Genomic DNA, 18404 nt, shown 5'->3' with positions numbered 1-18404 from the left:
GCTAGCAGGGCCCACTGACAAGCCGTCATTCAGTGGGCCAGAGCAGGGGCGTCGCCCATCACCACCACCGGGTGCAGCGCCGGATCCAGGGCGCGCAGGAGCTCGCGCATCCGGTCGGCGGCCAGCCCGATGCAGCCGTGCGTCGGCCCGCCGTGGTCGACGTGGAGCCAGATGCCGCCGCCGTAGCCGCCACCGCGCGGCCGCCGGCGGTCCAGCGGGGAGGAGCCGGGGACGCGGTTGTAGTCGACGGCGACCACGTAGTCGAAGGACCCGTCGAGCGGTTCGCCCTCGAAACCGGTGCCGGCGATGGTGAAGGCGTCCGAGCGGTCGTACGGCAGGCGGCTGCCCGGGTCGGGCATCCGCCCGCCCGCGTCGCTGAGGGTGAACACGCCGACGGGGGTGCGCAGATCGCCCTCCCGGTGGTCGGTGGTCCAGCCGCGCCGGGCGTTGCGGGCCGGCCAGCCGGCCCCGGCGAGCCAGCCGTCGCCGTCGTCCCGGTACAGCGTGGCGCGGCCGGTGGAGGAGTCGGGTCCGTCGCCGACGACGATCAGGGCCTGTCTGGTCCCGGCCGGTACGGCCGCGAGCAACTGCGGGCCGAGCCCGGGGAGTTGGCGGGGCAGCTCGGGCGGCGCGGGCCGGGCGGCCATGGTCGGCGAGGCGGCCGCCGAGGGCGAGGAGTCAGGCTGGGCGGTCGAAGCGGGGACGGCCGCAGCGGACACCGGCGTCGCCGCCGGCCGGCCCGCCCCGGGCGGCGTGCAGCCGACCAGGACCAGCGCCAGCCCGGCGAGGAGGGCATGACGGGGTAGGGACACGGTGAAGTCTGCTTTCGCGAAGGGGGAGTCGGGGGAGCCGCGTCAGCCGTCGACGCCGGTCGGCGCGTGGTCGGCGCTCTCGGCGGACCGGATCGAGTCGAGCACCTGCTGCGCCACCTGGAGCGTCCGCTCGGACGGCTTCCGGAGGCACGCCGACAGCTCGATCAGGACCGGCTTGCCCTTCTGGTAGACGGTCCGGATGCCGACGAGTTCGCGGTCGCCGCCGCGTGCCGCGCAGTCCTTGGCGAGCGGCGCCTCGGCGAGCGGGGCGGGCGCGGCGCTCAGCTTCTCGGTCAGCCGCGGGTCCGCGAACCGCAGCGTGAGGATGGCGCTGTCGACGGGCGTCGGCGCCATGGAGGGGCAGAGGCTCGCCGACGACGGGCAGGCCGGCCCTCCGTCGAGCGGCAGGTTGGTCAGGTAGCCGATGTCGCCCACGAGGTCGCCGGTCGCGGCTCCCCGGGTGCGCCAGTCCGGTGGCACGTCGACGACCGCGTCCCAGAAGGCCTTGAACCGGATCGGCGTGCCGGTGGCCCCTCCGGCGACCGACGGTGAGGGGGCCGCCGGGGACGCCGAGGGCGAGGCCCCCGTGGCGCCGGGCGTCGTCGGCGCGAGCGCCTGCGGTGAGAGCTCCGTCGGCACGGGCGTCGTCGGCGGGAGCGCCAACGGCGAGTGCTCCGGCGCCGGGGCCAGCGCGGGTGCTGCGGCCAGCGCGGCGGCGACCAGACCGGCGGTCAGCCCGGTCCCGAGTCCGGCGGCCAGCCGACGGCGCCGGGTGCGGGCGGCGCGGGCGAGGATCCGGTCCAGCCGGTCCTCGGGCGCGTCCAGGTCCGGTACGGCCTGGACGGCCTCGTGCAGCAGGATGCGCAGCTCGGCCTCCTCCGCCAGGCCTTCCGGCCCCGGTCCGTCCGGCTCCCGGCCGCCGGCGCCCAGCAGATCAGTTCCGGTCACGGTGTCCCCCGTCCAGCAGCAGTTCCCTGGCCGGCAGCCGGCCGCGCAGCGCGTTGAGTGCGCGGTGCGTCTGGCTCTTGACCGTCCCGGTGGTGCAGCGCAGCACCTCGGCGGTCTCCTCGACGCTGAGGTCCTCGAAGAAGCGCAGCACCACCACGGCCCGTTGACGCGGCGGCAGGGCGCGGACGGCCTGGGCGACGACCTGGCCGAGCACCACCCCGTCGTACGGGTCGTGGCCGGTCGGCGGCTCCGGCAGTTCGCCGTGTGGGAGTTCCCCGGTCCAGCGGCGGCGCCACCAGGAGACGTGGCAGTTGACCAGCACCTTGCGCAGGTACGCCTCGGGCCGTTCGATCGCGATCCGGTCCCACTTCGGCCAGACCTTGGCGAGTGCGGTCTGCAACAGGTCCTCGGCCTGGTGCGGGTCGCCGGTGAGCAGCCAGGCCACCCGGAGCAGTCTCGGGCCGCAGACGGCGACGAACTCCTCGAAGTCCGGTGTCGCGTCCCTCATCCTGCTGCCCCCGCCATGGTGTCCGCGCCGTTCCTGTCAGCCGTGGCGGCCGGGTGGGCCGCGTGCGTGGTGTCCTTCTCACGGCTGCTTGAACGCGGTGGGCGGTGGTTCGGGTTGCCTGCCGGAGGTGACGAATTCACGCCGACTCGACGGGGGCGTGCTGGACGGCCCGCGGGCCGACCGGGACGAAGCCGGGCGGCGGGCGGGCCGTGGGCACCACGATGGGCTCACCCGCCCCGGCGGGCCAGGGCGTGCACGGGGCGCCCGGGCGCACCCGTCCGGCGCGCCGAGGCGTACGGCCGCGACCGGGGCGGGATCCGAGCACCCCAGGCCCAGAGCGTCCAGACCTCAGAGCGTCCAGGCCCAGAGCGTCCAGACCTCAGCGCGTCCAGACCTCAGCGCGTCCCGACCTCAGAGCGTCCCGGAGCCACGCGGCACCTCCGCCCGGACGCCCCGGGCCGCGGCCGTCCCGTCCGGCGCGGCCGCCGCCACGGGGGTGACGGTCCAGTCCGGGTGGCCGGGCATCGGCGGGGTGCGCAGCCCGTAGAGCCAGTCGGTGAGGAAGTCGGTGAGGTCCTCGCCGGAGACCTCGGAGGCGGTGCGCAGGTAGTCCCGGGTGGTGGCGGTGCCGTGCTGGTGCTCGCGGAGGAAGGTGCGCTCGATCCGGTCGAAGGTGTCGGCGCCGACCTTCTCCCGCAGCGCGAACAGCACCAGCGCGCCGCCGGTGTAGCGCTGGCTGTCGAAGAGCCCGGCGGCGTCGGGCGGGGCGGCGACCGGCCCGGAGTCGTGCCGCCACTGGTCGCCCAGCCCGTACAGGTAGCGCATCCGGTCGGTCAGGGTGGTGTAGCCCCAGGCGTCCGGCCAGCCGCGCTCGTACCGGTAGACGAGGCCGTAGAAGTCGGCGTGGCCCTCGTTGAGCCACAGGTCCGCCCAGGTGGCGGGGGAGACGCTGTCGCCGAACCAGGAGTGGACCAGCTCGTGCATCATGTGCGAGCCGATCGCCGCCTCGGGCTGGCGCAGGAAGTTCGGCTTGTAGAGGGTGAGGGTCTGGGTCTCCAGGCCGGTGAACCCGAACGCGGCCGGGTCGTCGGTGTTGGCGGGCAGGATGCCGTACGACTCGAACGGGAACGGCCCCAGGTGGTCTTCGGCCCAGGCGAGTTGGTCGGCGGTGAGGGCCAGCGCCGGTTCGAGGTCGGCCGCGCGGGCGGTCGGGACGACGTCGCGCAGCGGGAGCCCGTGCGGGCCGGTGCGCTCGCGGACGGTGTAGTCGCCGACCGAGACCTGGACGAGCTCGGTGGCCATCGGCTCGCGGGAGGAGTACCGCCGGGTGGTCCGGCCGTCGCCGAGCGGTTCGGTGTCGGTCAACTCCCCGTTGGCGACCCCGAGCAGGCCGTCCGGCGCGGTGACGGCGATGGTGAAGCGGGCCTTGTCGCTGGGGTGGTCGTTGCACGGGAAGACGGTGTGCGCGCTGTCCGGCTGCCCGGCCACCGCGAAGCCGTCCGGGGTGGGCACCCAGCCGGTGTGCGGGAGCCGGGCACGCGGGTCGGCGGTGTACTGGACGGTCAGCTGCGCGGTGGCACCGGGGTGCAGCGGTCGGGCCGGGGTGACGGTCAGCTTCTCGTCGTGGCCGGTGGACTCCGCCGGGCGCCCGTCGACCCGGACGGCGCGCACCCGCAGGCCGAGCGCGTCCAGTTCGAGGTGCGCGAGGGTGCGGGAGGGCCGGACGGTGATCACGGCGGTGGCGTCCACCGTGCGGCTGTCGGGCCGGTAGTCGAAGGCCAGGTCGTACGCGAGGGCGTCGTACCCGGTGTTGCCGAGGGTGGGGAAGACCGGGTCGCCCAGGCCGTCCGCCGCGGCGGTGCCGGGCGCGGCGGCGGACAGCAGCGCCGCGCTGACGGCGAGCGAGAGGGCGAGACGGCCACGGGGCCTGCGCAGGGTGATCACCGAACTCCGGGGTCGTGGCCCCGGAGCGCCGGGGCGGGAGGCCGAGGCCGTGCCGCGGTACGTGTGCGACGCACCAGGCAGGGATGCTAGTGGAGCGGCGGGCCGGTCCGGGCGGGTTTCCGCGACTCGACGACACGGTGTCATCCCCCGGACGGCCCACCGTGCTGGCGCGGCCCCGGGGCGCCGGATAGCGTTCACAGTGCTTCGTCCCCTGACGGACGAGGCCACGGCCGTCGGAGAACCTGGCCAGGTCCGGCGGCCGTTCTTCGTGCCCGCGTGCACCCCGTAGGCTGGCGATCGAGACGACGCCCGCGTACCGGATGCCAGGAGCCGCCGTGACCAGCCCCGATTCGCACGTTCTGGTGATCGGCGAGTGCGTCGCCGACATCGTCCGAACGGACGGCGCGCCGGACCGGGTGCACGCCGGGGGCAGCCCCGCGAACGTCGCGTACGGCCTGGCCCGGCTCGGGCGGCCCGCCGTCCTCCTCACCGAGCTCGGGGACGACGCCAACGGGCGGCTGATCCGGGCGCACCTGGAGTCGGCGGGGGTGACGGTCCGGGCCGCCGCGGTGGCGCGGACGCCGTCGGCCGTGGTGCGGCTGGACGGGCAGGGGCGGGCGGACTACACCTTCGACATCGGCTGGACGCTGCCCCGGACCGGCCCCGCTATCGCCTCCGAGGACTCCTCCGAGGACGCCCCGGCTGCGGTCCACATCGGCTCGATCGCGGCGGTCACCGAGCCGGGCGCGGCGGCGGTACGTGCCCTGGTGCGACGCTGGCGCGGGCGGGCCGAGGTCAGTTACGACCCGAACGTGCGCCCCGCGCTGATGGGCGAGCGGTCGCGGGCCGTCCGGCGGGTCGAGGAGTGCGTGGCGCTCAGCGACGTGGTCAAGGCCAGCGACGAGGACCTGGCGTGGCTCTACCCGGGCGAGCCGGCGGAGGCGGTCGCCCGGCGCTGGCTGGCGCTCGGCCCGGCCGTGGTCGCGGTCACCCGGGGAGCCGACGGCGCCTTCGCGCTCACCGCCGACGGCGGCCGGGCGGCGGTGGACGTCGTCCGGGTGCCGGTCGCGGACACCGTCGGCGCCGGGGACTCCTTCATGGCCGCCCTGCTGCACGCCCGCGCGACCGGCGCGCCGCTGGACGCCTGCCTCGGCCAGGCCGCCACGGCCGCCGCGCTGACCGTCTCCCGCCCCGGCGCCAACCCGCCCTCGGCGGCCGAACTCGCGACCGCCCTGGCGGAGCGGCGGTAGCGGTCCACCACTCGCGGGCGGCTCAACCGCTCTGCGCGGCCCGGCCGGTGAGCTCCTTGCCGTACCAGATCTGGGCGTACGGGCCGGTGCTGTAGGCCGGGATCTCGCGGTAGCCGTGGCGGGTGTAGAGGGCGCGGGCCTCGACCAGGTCGAGGCGGGTGTCCAGGACGATCCGTTCGGCGCCGAGGGCGCGGGCGGCCTCGTCGACGGCGGCGAGCAGCCGGACGCCGCCGCCCGTGCCGCGCAGCTCGGGGCGGACGAAGACGCGGGTCAGCTCGACCGTGGTGGCATCGAGCCGGCGCAGACCGGCGCAGGACCGGGCGGCGCCCTCGTAACGGCCGACCAGGAAGAGCCCCTGCGGCGGCACGAGGTCGTCGCTCGGGGAGTCGGCCAGGCCGGACTCCAGTTCCTCGCGGGTGCCCTCCCGGCCGAGGTGCAGGCGGTAGTAGCGGTTGGCGACGTCGTAGTAGTAGTCGCGCAGCAGCGCCAGCGCCTCAATCGTGGTCACGTCTTCGGCGGTGACGGTCCAGAGGTCGGAGGAGGCGCGTGGCGGGCTGATCGTCATGGGCGCATGATCAACGCTCCCGGGCCGCCGTCGCAAACGGTTTTCGGGGCCCGACCCCGGGCCAGACCCCAGGCCCGGCGCCGCGCCCGCCCCGGGGCTCCCGTCCGGCCGCCGGCTGCGCCGCACGGGTGACGGGGGGATTGGCGGGGGTGTCCCACGGGGGAGCAGTGGACCTATGGACAGACCATCAGATTGTCGCACTAATGGGGATTTGAGGGGGAGTCACCGGAACCGGACCGGCCCGCGCGCCACCGCACGGACCGGCCTGCTGGCCACCGTCTGCCTCTCCGCGATCGCCGCCGGCTGCTCCGGACCGACCGGCCCTGCCCGGCCCAACGCCGCCCCGGCGGCCCCCGCCCCCGCGGCGCAGGTCGCCCCCGCCGCGCCCGGCGAGGCGGCCGGGGCCGCCGCCGACCGCGGGGCGGTCCGCCCGCCCGCGGCCCCGCCGGTGCTGCCGGGGCTGGCCCGCCGGGAGGAGGAGACCAGCAGCGAGGCCGTCGCCCGCCAGGAGTCGACCCTCCGCGCGGCCCTGGAGGCCGCGCACCGCTGGGGCCTGGAGCGCCCGCCGCTCAAGACCCCGCCGCACCCGGCGGTCCGGCCCGAGCTCACCCCCGTGACGGGCGTGAAGCTCAAGGAGGGCCGGCCGCCGGTGGTCTACCGGGTGCCGACCGAGGAGAAGATCGTCTTCCTGACCGTCGACGACGGCGCCGAGAAGGACCCCGAGTTCTCCCGGATGGCCGAGGAGCTGGGGATCCCGCTCAGCGCCTTCGTCGCCGACTACCTCGCCCGCGAGAACTACGGCTACTTCCGCGACCTGCACGCCCAGGGCGTGGAGATCAACAACCACACCATCAACCACCGCAACCTGAAGGTCCTGGACTACGACACCCAGCGCGACGAGATCTGCCGCCAGCAGGACCAGCTGGAGAAGCAGATCGGCGTCCGCCCCCGGCTCTTCCGGCCCCCGTACGGCGAGTACAACGACGACACGCTGCGGGCGGCGGCCTCCTGCGGGGTCCAGGCGGTGCCGATGTGGAACGAGGAGGCCTTCCCGGACCGGATGGAATGGCGCTACGAGGACCGCAGGCTGCACCCGGGCGACATCATCCTCACCCACTTCCGGGGCACCGACATCTGGAAGGCCACCATGCCGGACCTGCTCCGCAAGGTGGTCGACGAGGTCACCGCCCAGGGCTTCTCCTTCGCCCGCCTCGACGACTACCTGTAGCCGTCCGGGCCGGATCAGCCGAGCGAGAGGGCGTCCAGGTACACCCAGGCGCCCTCGTGCCGGACGAACCGGCTGTGCTCGGTGAGCACCCCCTCCTCGCGGCCCTCGGTCCAGTACGCCCGGAACGCGACCGTGCCCTCGGCGTGGAACGCCCCGCCCTCGGTCGTCGAGACCACCTCCAGCCGGGTCCAGCGCAGCGCCGGATCGAAGTCGACCGAGTCGGGCCGGGTGTCCGGGTGCCAGGTCCGCAGCAGGTAGGCCTCGTCCTGGGCGGCGAAGGCGCTGAACCGCGAGCGCATCAGCGACTCGGCGGTACCGGCCGCCGCGGTGCCGCGGTGCAGACGCCCGCAGCAGTCGCCGTAGGCGGCGGGCAGGCCGCACGGGCAGGGGGAGGAGGGCAGCAGCCGCGGTGCGGGGGCGGCGGAGCGGGGCGCGGAACGACGTCGGGACATGCCGTCCATTCTCCCCCCTGGCGCCGGGTGCGCCCCCACGCGGGGTGGGGGCGCACCCGGGCCGCTCAGGCCCGGCGCTTGAAGGAGTAGTTGAACTCCGGGGTGCCGAACTGCCGGTAGATCCGGATCCAGAACGGCATCATCATCTCGGTCCCCCGGGCGCCGGTGATGTCCCCGAGGTCGAGGATCCACTCCGCCGGCCAGCCGAACTCGCCCAGCAGCGCGACCGTTTCGGCCTTGGCACCGGCGTCGTTCCCGGCGATGAACAGGTTGTGCTCCCCGGGCAGCTTCGCCGGGTCGACCATCATCACGGCGGTCAGCGTGTTGAGCGCCTTCACCACCCGGGCCTCGGGGAACTCGCGCTGGATCTGCTCGCCGATGCTGTCGGTGTTGACCGGGTCGAGGGTCAGCTCGCCCTCGGGGCCGAACACCAGCGGGTTGGAGACGTCGATCAGCAGCTTCCCGGCCAGCCGCTCGGCCCCGGCCGCCCGCAGCGCCGCCAGCGAGACCGTGCCGCCGGTCGCGTTGATCACCACCTCGCCGAACTCCGCCGCGTCGGCGAAGGTCCCGGCGTGCCCGTTCGGGCCCGCCTGCCCGGCCCAGGCGAGGCCCTTCTCGTTGTCCTTGGTCCGGGACCCCAGCGTCACCTCGTGGCCGAGTTCGACCAGCTTGCCCGCCAGTGTCTGCCCGACCGTGCCCGTGCCGATGATTCCGATGCGCACAGCGTCTCCGCATGTCTCGTGAAACTCGTGAAACGCGCCCCTCGTGGAGCATGCCGCCGACGACCATAGTTGACCGGGCGTCACCTCGGCAGGACCGTCCCCGGTTCAGGCGCCGAGCGGGGCGCCGAACCAGGCGCGCAGGGACCTGCACGGACCGGCCCCGGCCGGCCCGTGCGGCCGGGGTGTCAGCGCCCGCGCTCGACCACGAAGCCGGGTAGCGCGAACAGGAACTCCCGTGCCTCCTCGGCCTCCTGGCCCGCGACCTCGGGGGCCGCGCCGAGCACCTGGTCGATCTCCCGCTCGGCGGCCTCGACCAGCCCGGCGGCGGCCTGGCGCGCGCTCTCCACGCAGTCGTAGGCCGTCAGCCGCTCCAGCAGCCACCGGACGTCCTCGGCCGCGTCGGGGCCGCGCTGCGCCCTGGTGGCGCTCAAGTAGCCGACCACGCGGGAGTGTTCGGCCGGGGTGCAGCGCTCCAGCAGGTGGATCAGCATCAGGGTGCGCTTGCCCTCCCAGAGGTCCCCGGCGATCTCCTTGCCGTAATCGGCCTCCGTGCCGACCAGGTTGAGCACGTCGTCCTGGATCTGGTACGCCGCGCCCAGGTACCAGCCGAAGCGGTCCAGCCGGTCGGCCCGGGTGGTGGCTCCCTCGGCGACCAGCAGTCCGGAGCGGCAGGGGTAGAGGAAGGTGTACCAGGAGGTCTTCTTGAGGCACATCCGGTAGTAGTCGCCGGGCACCAGCGCGCACGCGTTGTCGCGGATCCAGGCGATCTCCAGCGCCTGGCCCTCCAGCGACTGCCGGCACATCAGCTCGGTCTCCTCGAACAGCCGCCAGGCGAGCTCGCCGCCGAGCGCCCGCCGGTTGGCCATCAGCCGCTGGAGGCCGAGCAGGTTGGTGGCGTTGCCGACGTTGAGCGCGACCTCGACGCCGTACCGGGCGGGCAGGGTCGGCTCGCCCCGGCGGAGCTCGCTGCCGTCTTGGATGTCGTCGTGGATCAGGAAGGCGTTGTGGAACATCTCGACCGTCACGGCCGGGTTGAGGGCGCGGGCCGGGTCGCCGCCGAAGGCCGCGCAGGTGGCGAGGCAGAGCGCGGCCCGCAGCCCCTTGCAGGGGCGGGCCGGGTAGTCGGCGGCCAGCTCGTACAGGTACGGCGGGCTCTGCCCGGGGATGTGTTTCAGGAGTGCGGCCACCGTGCGCTCCCGGTAGCGGTCCAGCACCCGTTCGACCAGCGGGGCCCCGCCGGTGAGCCGTGCCGGGGTCACCCCTCGTGCCGGCCGTCGGTCTCCGGGCCGGCGGTGCGCTGGTGCCCGAAGGCGTTCGCCAGCCCCTGGTTGGCGAAGGCGGGCGCGAGGCTGCTGAGGTTCAGCAGCAGGTCGACGATGTCGTGCGCGCTGGTGGTGAGCTTGCGGGCATGCTCGGCGGCGTCGCCGGTGGTGCCGTCGAGCACCCGGGCGCTCACCGCGTCGATCAGCTCGTGGGTGTTGTCGGAGACCCGGCGCACCAGCTTGTCGAACTCCTGCGGGTCGACCCGGTGTTCACCGCTGACCCGGGCGCCGGCCGCCTTGGCGTCGACGAGTCCGGCGGCGAGCTCGCTCTCCAGGACGGCGGCCGCCTCCATGACCGCGCGCGAGCCCTGCTCGCCCAACTCGCTGAACCGACCGGCATCGGGCATTGGCCGACCTCCAGGTTCGTGCCCCGGGAGGTCCGGGGACACCGTCGCAAACACTGAGCACCGATGGTACACGGCTGTGCGCGGAGCGTGTCCGGGCCGTGGAGTGGTCGGGAGTCCCCCCGGGGGCTCGGCGAGTCGCCCGGCGGCCCCCTCTGGTCACTGATAGTAGTTGCCTGCTTGCGGAGCGAACCGACGCAAGGTGATCCGGCAGGACGGTCCGGGCCGACGGGCCCGACAGGACGTGAGGAGCGGTCATGGGTGGCAGACAGCGTCCGCCGAGAGCGCGGACCCCTCGGCAGGGCAAGGCGGCCGGCGGTGGCCGGCCGAACTCCCGGGCGGACTCCCGGCCGAGCCCCCGGGCGGACTCGACGGTGGAGATCGCCCGGCTGGAGGGCTACCTGGCCTGGGAGGCCGAGGTCGCCGCGGCCGAACGGGACGCCCGCGCCTTCGCCGGGCAGTTCCCGTGGCTGCCCACCGCGGAGCGGGAGAGCCTGGAACAGGCCTACACCGCCGACCGGCTGCGCTACGCCGAGGAGGTCGTCGACCGCGCCGTCGAGCGCTGCCGCCAGCTGGCCGCCCGCTACCGCAGCGAGTGCCGCCGGATCTGCACCCGCTGGGCGGCGCTCTGCCTCTCCGTCACCCTCGCGGCCGCGCTGTTCGCCGTCGTCCCGGCGGCCCTGCGGGGCTGAACCGGACGGACCCGGCCACGACGAGGGCCCGCCGCGCCGGTGACGGCGGGGCGGGCCCTCGTACTGCGCGGCGGCTCAGTGGTGGCCGTGGCCGCTGCTGATCTCCTCGTGCTCCTCGACGGTGGGCTTGGCGATCTGGCTGCCCTCGCCGTAGAAGCCGCGGGACAGCTTCACCCGGGCGCGGGTGAACAGGCCGACCTTGCGGGCCACCCCGTTCTCGTCCACCTCCGGCGGCAGGTCCGCCGGCTGCGGCTGGTCGTGCGCGGTGAGGGTGAACAGCCGGCCCTGCGGCAGCGGGGCGTGCACCTCGATGTACTCGCCGTGCTGGAGCCGGTTGATGACGCCGGTCTCCCGGCCGTGCAGCACCTTCTCCTTGTCCCGCCGCTGGAGGCCCAGGCACCACCGCTTGGTGACCACGAAGACGATCACCGGCAGGGCGAAGAACCCGGCCCGGACCGCGTAGGTGATCGCGTTGATCGACAGGTGGAAGTGGGTGGCCAGCAGGTCGTTGCCGCCACCGGCGAGCAGGATCAGGTAGAGGCTCATCCAGGCGGCGCCGATGGCCGTGCGCACCGGTGCGTTGCGCGGCCGGTCGGCGATGTGGTGCTCGCGCTTGTCCCCGGTGATCCAGGCCTCCACGAACGGGATGCCCCAGATGAAGACCAGCACGAGCGGGAAGATCATCAGCGGGATGAACACCCCGAGGTTGATTGTGTGGCCGCCCCAGACGCTGATCTCCCAGCCCGGCATGACACGGATCAGCCCCTCGGAGAAGCCCATGTACCAGTCCGGTTGGGCGTCCGTGGACACCTGGTCGGGCCGGTACGGGCCGTACGCCCAGATCGGGTTGACCGTGGCGATGGCCGACATCACCGAGACCACGCCGAACACCAGGAAGAAGAAGCCGCCCGCCTTGGCCGTGTAGACCGGCAGCAGCGGCATGCCGACCACGTTGTCGTTGGTCCGGCCGGGCCCGGCGAACTGGGTGTGCTTGTGGTAGAAGACCAGGATCAGGTGTGCCGCGAGCAGGCCCACCATGATCCCCGGGATCAGCAGGATGTGCACGGTGAACAGCCGCGGCACGATGACGGTGCCCGGGAACTCGCCGCCGAAGAAGAAGAACTGCAGGTAGGTGCCGATGATCGGCACGGCCAGGATCGCGCCCTCCATGAACCGGATGCCGGTGCCGGAGAGCAGGTCGTCGGGCAGCGAGTAGCCCATGAAGCCGTCGAACATGCCGAGGAACAGCAGCAGCGCGCCGAAGACCCAGTTGATCTCGCGCGGCTTGCGGAACGCGCCGGTGAAGAAGACGCGCATCATGTGCGTCAGCATCGCGGCGACGAAGACGATCGCCGACCAGTGGTGGATCTGCCGGATCAGCAGCCCGCCGCGGATCTCGAAGCTGATGTCCATCGTCGAGGCGTAGGCCTCGGACATCGGGATGCCCCTGAGCGGGATGTACGAGCCGTCGTAGATGACCTCGGCCATGCTCGGCTTGAAGAACAGGGTCAGCCAGACGCCGGTCAGGATGATGATGATGAAGGTGTAGAGCGCGATCTCGCCCAGCATGAAGGACCAGTGGTCCGGGAAGATCTTGCGCAGGTTGGCCTTGGCCAGGCCGTAGATGCCGAGCCGGCCGTCGGTCCAGTCGGCGAGGGCCTCGGCCGTGTTCGCGGGCTTGGCGCGCGTACTGGTCACCGGTCCCGGCTGCGACTGCTGGTCGGCTCTCACGACGGGCTCCCCGGCGTCCTCGGCGTACCGGGCTGGAGGCCCGCCGACGCGAACGCCGGCCGGCGAAGTGTTGTGATCATGGGACCTCTCGATACGGGACCGCCGGGCGGACCCGGCGCGCGGGCGGGGTGACCCGCCGACCCCGTTGCTCAGGGTGATGGAGCGCTTACTCTGTCATGCTGTCGGCAGGGGGCCGACTGTGCACGTCCATCGGCCCGTCCGGCCGCTCGTGTCGGGCCGGACGGGGGTCCCTGACGCCCGATCGGCTGCCGCCGAGTGGCCGGTGCTGCGCTCGGGTGCCGCTGAACCGTTTCGGCGCGCGCCGTGCGAGGGGGTCCCGCGATCCACGGCCTACGCTGCGCCAATGGTGGATCACCGTGAACTCTTCGAGGACGTCACCGCGGCTCTCGCCCGCGCCGGGTTCGACACCGGGCCGGGGCCGTCCCGGCTGCGGATCGGCCATCGCCCGCAGGGCGTGGTGGTCGGCTGGGCCCCCGGGGGCGCGCCCGACGGATCTGACGGGCCGGGCGGACCTGATGGGCAGGGCGGATCTGACGGGCCGGATGGACCTGACGGGCCGCCGTCGCGGGGTGCGCGGGCCGCGGTCAGCGGGGCGGCGGCGGTCGTGCTGCGCGAGTGCGGCTACCGGGTCACCGAGACGGACGGCGGCGAGCTCCTGGTGACGGCGTCGGCGTCGGCTTCGGCCGGGGCCGAACCGGTGACCGTGCCCGCCGACGGGCCGGTGGACCGGGAGACCGTCCCGGAGCAGTGGTGGGGCTAGGGGGTGTCTTCGGATCATGCCGCGCCGTCCGGCCTGGCGCGGCGGCCCGCCGCACCGGCGCGGCCCTCATACCGAACCCTTACCGCCCCGTGCGGGTGCACCGGAGGGCGGCGAACCTAAGGTTTGCCTAAGCTAAGCCGCAACGCCCTGGACCAGCGATGTCCGGGGCGTTCGGCTGTGCCGTCCCGCCGTCACCCCGGGAGGAGCCCGCTGCATGTGGGATGAGGCGTTTCCCAGCTTCCTGATCGGACTGCGCGAAGGCCTGGAAGCCGGACTGATCGTGTCGATCCTGATCGCCACCCTGGTCCGCTTCGACCAGCGCAACCGGCTGCCGCAGGTGTGGACCGGCGTCGCCGCCGCCCTCGCGCTCAGCCTCAGCTTCGGTGCCGTGCTCACCTTCACCGCCGCCAGCCTCTCCGGCCACGCCCAGGAGGCGTTCGGCGGGGTGCTGAGCCTGATCGCGGTCGGCTTCGTCACCGCGATGGTGTTCTGGATGCGCCGGTCCGCGCGCACCCTCTCCGCCGAACTGAAGGAGAAGGTCCAGGCCTCGCTGGCGCTGGGTGCCGGGGCGCTGGTGCTCACCAGCTTCCTCGCCGTCGCCCGCGAGGGCCTGGAGACCTCGCTGTTCCTATGGACCAACGTCCGTACCGCCGGGGAGTCCACCGGCCCGCTGATCGGCGCGGCCGCCGGCCTGCTGCTGTCGGCCGGGCTGTGCTGGGCGCTGTACCGGCGGGCGCTGCGGATGAACCTGACCCGGTTCTTCACCATCACCGGCGCCGGACTGATCGTCATCGCGGCGGGGGTGCTCGGGTACGGGCTGCGCGACCTCCAGGAGTCCGGGCTGGTCGGCGGCGGCGCCTCGTACGCCTTCGACCTGGGCGGGCGGCTGGACGCCTCCTCCTGGTACGCCACGCTCGTCCAGGGCACCCTCAACCTGACCGTCACGATGACGGTCCTCCAGGTCGTCGGGTACGTGGCGTACCTGTGCATCGTGATGACGCTGTTCGTCGAGGGCCTCCGGGGGAGCGGGGCGGCTCCGACCTCGGCTCCGGCTCCCGCGGCGGGCCCGACGGCTGCCTCGGGAGCGGGCGACGGAGTGGCCGGGGGAGCGCGGAAGGCCGACCCGCCGGGGCGCCCCGGCCGACGGCGGTGGGTGCTGCCCGCCGCGCTGGTGGCCGGCCCGGCCGTGGTGGCCGCGGTGGTGATCGCGGTCGGCGCGGACAAGCCGGCCGGCGCCGCCACCGTCGCCGTCTCCGAGGCGGAGTGCGGTCGGGGGTTCACCGCGCCGGCCCCCGGCCAGCAGGTGTTCCAGATGCACAACACCGGTGACAAGGTCGCCGAGGTCTACCTGGTCAACCCGGCGACCGGCGCGGTCTACGGCGAGATCGAGGGCCTGGCGCCCGGCACCACCCGCGCCCTGACCGCCACCATCGGCACCGGCGACTACGCCTGGCGCTGCGTGCCCACCGGCGGGAGGTCCGTCACCTCGGCCGCCGTGCACGTCACCGGTGGCGGTGAGGTCAAGGCGGTCAAACCCGTCGCCGAGGACGACCTCAAGGGCCCGCTCGACAGCTACAAGCAGTACGTCGTCCAGGGCCTCGCGAGCCTGCGGACCGAGACGGCGAGGCTCCAGGCCGACGTCCGCGCCGGCGACCTGGCCGCCGCCAGGGCCGACTGGCTCACCGCCCACCTGCGGTACGCCTCGCTCGGCGCCGCCTACGGCACCTTCGGCGACCTCGACGGGCGGATCAACGGCCGCCCCGACGGCCTCGCCGACAAGGCCGGGGACAAGGACTTCAGCGGCTTCCTGCGGCTGGAACACGGCCTCTGGCACGGCCGGTCGGCCGCCGAACTCACACCCGTCGCCGACCAGTTGGCCGCCGACGTGGCGAAGCTCGGAGAGGACTTCCCCGGCCAGGACTTCGATCCGGGGGACCTGCCGCTGCGCGCCCACGAGATCCTGGAGAACACCCTCCAGTTCGAGCTGACCGGCGACACCGACCAGGGCAGCGGCAGCAACCTGGCCACCGCTCAGGCCAACCTGGCGGGCACCCAGGAACTGCTGACCGTGCTGCGGCCGCTGCTCGACGAGCGGGACCCGCAGCTGCTCGCCCGGGTCGACGCCGGGGTGAAGCAGGTCGGCGACCTGCTCGCCGCCGCGCACGGGCCGGAGGGCTGGACCCCGCTGGACCGGCTGCCCGCCGACCACCGGCGGCGGTTGAACGGCGCCGTCGGCCGGCTCCTGGAGGACCTCGCCCCGATCCCCGCCCTGCTGGAAATCCGGAAGGCCGCCTGATGACCGACCACACCACCGCCGACCCGGTCTCCTGCCCCGCCCCGCAGGACCGGGCCGCCCCGGAGGGCGGCTGCCCGGCCGGTCCGGCCCGGCGCAGCGTCGTCCGGGCCGCGCTCGGTGCGGGTGCCGGGGCCGCCGCGATCGCCGGGGGCGCCTTCGTGCTCGCCGCCGAGCCGGCCGCCGCCGGGAGCGGCCGCCCGGCCGCCACCGGCACCGTGTCCTTCCACGGCCCGCACCAGGCCGGGATCCTCACCCCGCCCCCGGGCTTCGCGGCCTTCGTCTCCTGCCAGGTGATCGCCCCGGACCGCAAGGGGCTCGAGGAGCTGTTCCGGACGCTGACCGAGCGGATCCGCTTCCTCACCGCCGGGGGCACCCCGCCCGACCTCGGCGTCGGCGCGCCGCCCTCCGACAGCGGCGTCCTCGGCCCGGTCGTGCCCGCCGACAACCTGACCGTCACGGTCGGGGTCGGCGCCTCGCTGTTCGACGAACGCTACGGGCTGGCCAAGGCCAAGCCGGTCCGGCTGGCGCCGATGCGGACCTTCCCCAACGACAACCTTCAGGCCGCCGAACTCCACGGCGACCTCTCGTTGCAGCTCTGCGCCGACCACCAGGACACCGTGCTGCACGCGCTGCGCGACATCGCGCGGCACACCCGGGGCGGCATGCAGGTGCTCTGGCGGATCGACGGCTTCCAGAACCCCGCCCGCCCGGACGGCGCCCAGCGCAACCTGATGGGCTTCAAGGACGGCATCGTCAACCCGGACACCACCTCCGTCCGCGAGACGGACCGGCTGATCTGGGTCGTCGACGGCCTGGGCGAGCCCGCCTGGGCGACCGGCGGCAGCTACCAGGTGATCCGCGTCATCCGGATGCTGGTCGAGTTCTGGGACCGGGTCACCCTCGCCGAGCAGGAGAAGATGTTCGGCCGCCGCCGCGACACCGGAGCGCCGCTGGACGGCCGGCAGGAGACCGACGCGCCGGACTACGGCAAGGACCCGGAGGGCAAGGCGATCCCGCTCAAGGCGCACATCCGGCTCGCCAACCCGCGTACCGCGGACACCGACAACTCCCGGATCCTGCGCCGCGGTTACAACTACGACCGGGGTGTCGACCCGGCCGGGAACCTGGACCTGGGGCTGGTGTTCTGCTGCTACCAGCAGGACGTGGTGCGGCAGTTCGAGGCGACCCAGACCCGGCTGGTCGACGAGCCGCTGGTGGACTACATCTCGCCGGTCGGCGGCGGCTACTTCTTCGCCCTGCCGGGGGTGCGGGACGCCGCCGACTGGCTCGGGCGGGGGTTGCTCGGCGCCGCCGGACAGGCCGACGTCACCTGACGATCCGTCAATTATCCGCCGACTGTCCGTCAGCTATCCGTCAACTGCCCAGGGTGAAGCCGATCACCGTGCCGCCGCCGGGCCGGTTGGCGGCGAAGGCGGTGCCGCCGTGCGAGCGGGCCACCTCGTGCACGATGGCCAGGCCGAGCCCCGAACCGGGCAGGCTGCGGGCGGCGGTGGCCCGGAAGAAGCGGTCGAAGACCCGGTCCAGGTCGGCCTCCTCGATCCCCGGCCCCCGGTCGCGGACCTCGACCCGGGGGCCGCGCACCACCACCTCGATCACCGCCGTCCCGGCCGGGTCGAACTTGGCCGCGTTGTCCAGCAGGTTGGCCACCGCGCGGGCCAGCGCCTCCGGCCGGGCGGTCACCGTGGTCTCGTCCGCGTCGACGGTGATCTCCCGGCCGTTGCGCCGCCGGGCCTGGGCGGCGGCCTCCCGGACCACCCCGGCCAGCACCAGTGCGATCGGCTGCTCGTCCGCCTTCTGTTCCGCCGCGAGCGCCACCAGCTCCTCCACCAGCAGCGTCAACTCCTTGGCCTCCTCGGCCAGATCGGCCATCAGCGCGGCGCGCTCGGCGGGCGGCAGCCGGTCCAGGCTGGGCAGCACGGCGAGATTGGTGCGCAGGCTGGTCAGCGGGGTGCGCAGCTCGTGTCCGGCGTCCTGGACGAGCCGGCGCTGCTTCTCCCGGGCGGTGGCCAGGCGCCCGAGCATCCGGTCGAAGGCCCGGCCGAGCCGGCCCACCTCGTCCGTCCCGGTGGCGGGCACCGGGACGTCCAACCGGCCGCTGGCGGCGACCAGTTCGGCCACCTCGGTGAGCCGGAGCAGTCGGCCGGTGATCCGGCGGGCGAACAGCCAGCCGACCCCGCCCGCGCCCACCGCGACCACCGCGACCACCGCCACCGTGCGCAGCCGCAGGACCGACAACAGGTGCTCGGTGTCCCCGAGCTGCTGGACGAGCTGGACGGCGCCGCGGCCACCGCCGAGCGAGACCACGGCTACCCGGTAGGTGTCGCCGTGGGCCCGCCGCAGGTCGGCCGTGGTGCGGCCGGGGGCGTCGGCCCGGGCCAGGCCCTGGTCGCCGGGGGCCGGGGGCAGGTCGACGCGGGCGGTGCCGGGCAGCACCGCGCCGTTGGCGTCCAGCGACTGCGCGGTGACCCGGATCGGGCGCAGCAGCTCCTCGCTCAGGCCGCTCGGGCCGTTGAAGTCGCCGGGGAAGAGCTTCTCGCGGACGACCTGCTGGTGGACCGCCTGGACGGCCGCGGTGAAGTCGGCGGTCTCGTCGTCGCGGATCAGCCGGGCGGCCGCGCGGTAGCCGAGCGCGCCGATCAGCACCGCGATCAGGGCGGCCATCGCGGCGAAGGCCAGCGGGACGGTGGTGCGCAGGCCGGGCATGCGCAGCCAGGGCAGGCGCAGGCCAGGCACGCGCGGCCAGGGTAGGCGCGGCCCGGGCCTGCGCAGGCGGGGCGTGCGCAGGCCG

17 protein-coding genes are annotated in these 18404 nt (G+C 74.3%); 6 read left to right on the top strand and 11 right to left on the bottom strand.

The window, feature by feature from the left end; translation table 11 throughout:
* Nucleotides 1-29: 29 nt before the first annotated feature.
* The 4 genes from ABTY15_RS28380 to ABTY15_RS28365 form a co-directional block, all read right to left on the bottom strand.
* On the bottom strand, nt 30-812 hold the full coding sequence (locus tag ABTY15_RS28380) for a L,D-transpeptidase family protein (protein WP_350601523.1): 783 nt from the start codon (nt 810-812) through the stop codon (nt 30-32).
* 42 nt (nt 813-854) lie between these two features.
* The gene (locus tag ABTY15_RS28375) at nt 855-1760 is read right to left on the bottom strand and encodes a hypothetical protein (protein ID WP_350601520.1); all 906 of its coding nucleotides are present in this window, start codon (nt 1758-1760) and stop codon (nt 855-857) included.
* On the bottom strand, nt 1747-2268 hold the full coding sequence (locus tag ABTY15_RS28370; RefSeq protein WP_350601516.1) for a SigE family RNA polymerase sigma factor: 522 nt from the start codon (nt 2266-2268) through the stop codon (nt 1747-1749). The genes ABTY15_RS28375 and ABTY15_RS28370 overlap by 14 nt, the downstream gene beginning before the upstream one ends.
* Before the next feature lie 411 nt (nt 2269-2679).
* Nucleotides 2680-4203 (bottom strand): M1 family metallopeptidase, encoded by a 1524-nt coding sequence (locus ABTY15_RS28365; RefSeq protein WP_502893610.1) that lies wholly within the window; start codon nt 4201-4203, stop codon nt 2680-2682.
* 344 nt (nt 4204-4547) lie between these two features.
* Between ABTY15_RS28365 and ABTY15_RS28360 the strand changes: the two genes are divergently transcribed.
* Entirely contained in the window at nt 4548-5462 is a 915-nt protein-coding gene (locus ABTY15_RS28360; protein ID WP_350601509.1) for a carbohydrate kinase family protein, read from the top strand.
* Between the two features lie 22 nt (nt 5463-5484).
* Here the strand turns inward: ABTY15_RS28360 and ABTY15_RS28355 are convergent, their stop codons facing one another.
* Complete coding sequence (locus ABTY15_RS28355; protein ID WP_350601506.1) at nt 5485-6027, bottom strand: GNAT family N-acetyltransferase; 543 nt, start codon at nt 6025-6027, stop codon at nt 5485-5487.
* A 211-nt stretch (nt 6028-6238) separates the two neighbouring features.
* Between ABTY15_RS28355 and ABTY15_RS28350 the strand changes: the two genes are divergently transcribed.
* Nucleotides 6239-7255, top strand: a complete 1017-nt coding sequence (locus tag ABTY15_RS28350; RefSeq protein ID WP_350601504.1) for a polysaccharide deacetylase family protein — start codon at nt 6239-6241, stop codon at nt 7253-7255.
* Nucleotides 7256-7269: 14 nt separating this feature from the next.
* On the opposite strand, the gene ABTY15_RS28345 is transcribed toward ABTY15_RS28350, so the two are convergent.
* The 4 genes from ABTY15_RS28345 to ABTY15_RS28330 form a co-directional block, all read right to left on the bottom strand.
* Nucleotides 7270-7707 carry a YchJ family protein gene (locus ABTY15_RS28345; protein WP_350601501.1) on the bottom strand — a complete coding sequence of 146 codons (438 nt, stop codon included), beginning with the start codon at nt 7705-7707 and terminating at the stop codon, nt 7270-7272.
* 65 nt (nt 7708-7772) lie between these two features.
* On the bottom strand, nt 7773-8429 hold the full coding sequence (locus tag ABTY15_RS28340) for an NADPH-dependent F420 reductase (protein ID WP_350601498.1): 657 nt from the start codon (nt 8427-8429) through the stop codon (nt 7773-7775).
* Nucleotides 8430-8614: 185 nt separating this feature from the next.
* Nucleotides 8615-9688 carry a polyprenyl synthetase family protein gene (locus tag ABTY15_RS28335; RefSeq protein WP_350601494.1) on the bottom strand — a complete coding sequence of 358 codons (1074 nt, stop codon included), beginning with the start codon at nt 9686-9688 and terminating at the stop codon, nt 8615-8617.
* Nucleotides 9685-10098, bottom strand: a complete 414-nt coding sequence (locus ABTY15_RS28330; protein WP_350601492.1) for a hypothetical protein — start codon at nt 10096-10098, stop codon at nt 9685-9687. The genes ABTY15_RS28335 and ABTY15_RS28330 overlap by 4 nt, the downstream gene beginning before the upstream one ends.
* A 254-nt stretch (nt 10099-10352) precedes the next feature.
* On the opposite strand from ABTY15_RS28330, the gene ABTY15_RS28325 reads away from it, so the two are divergent.
* The gene (locus ABTY15_RS28325) at nt 10353-10787 is read left to right on the top strand and encodes a hypothetical protein (RefSeq protein WP_350601490.1); all 435 of its coding nucleotides are present in this window, start codon (nt 10353-10355) and stop codon (nt 10785-10787) included.
* A gap of 75 nt (nt 10788-10862) precedes the next feature.
* Here the strand turns inward: ABTY15_RS28325 and qcrB are convergent, their stop codons facing one another.
* Nucleotides 10863-12485: a cytochrome bc1 complex cytochrome b subunit gene (gene qcrB / locus ABTY15_RS28320; protein WP_350601578.1), complete on the bottom strand. Its 1623-nt coding sequence runs from the start codon at nt 12483-12485 to the stop codon at nt 10863-10865.
* Between the two features lie 397 nt (nt 12486-12882).
* On the opposite strand from qcrB, the gene ABTY15_RS28315 reads away from it, so the two are divergent.
* From ABTY15_RS28315 to efeB, 3 genes are all read left to right on the top strand, one after another.
* Nucleotides 12883-13299, top strand: coding sequence for a hypothetical protein (locus ABTY15_RS28315; RefSeq protein ID WP_350601488.1), 417 nt, complete (start codon nt 12883-12885; stop codon nt 13297-13299).
* Nucleotides 13300-13513: 214 nt separating this feature from the next.
* On the top strand, nt 13514-15595 hold the full coding sequence (gene efeU, locus ABTY15_RS28310) for an iron uptake transporter permease EfeU (RefSeq protein ID WP_350601486.1): 2082 nt from the start codon (nt 13514-13516) through the stop codon (nt 15593-15595).
* Entirely contained in the window at nt 15595-16929 is a 1335-nt protein-coding gene (gene efeB / locus ABTY15_RS28305; protein ID WP_350601483.1) for an iron uptake transporter deferrochelatase/peroxidase subunit, read from the top strand. Before efeU ends, efeB begins: the two co-directional genes overlap by 1 nt.
* Before the next feature lie 40 nt (nt 16930-16969).
* On the opposite strand, the gene ABTY15_RS28300 is transcribed toward efeB, so the two are convergent.
* Nucleotides 16970-18349 (bottom strand): HAMP domain-containing sensor histidine kinase, encoded by a 1380-nt coding sequence (locus ABTY15_RS28300; RefSeq protein ID WP_350601480.1) that lies wholly within the window; start codon nt 18347-18349, stop codon nt 16970-16972.
* Between the last annotated feature and the right edge of the window lie 55 nt (nt 18350-18404).

The organism is Kitasatospora sp. NPDC097643 (assembly GCF_040302625.1).
GTDB lineage: Bacteria > Actinomycetota > Actinomycetes > Streptomycetales > Streptomycetaceae > Kitasatospora.
Note: the sequence above shows the minus strand (reverse complement) of the source record. Positions and strands in the feature narration are given on the sequence as shown.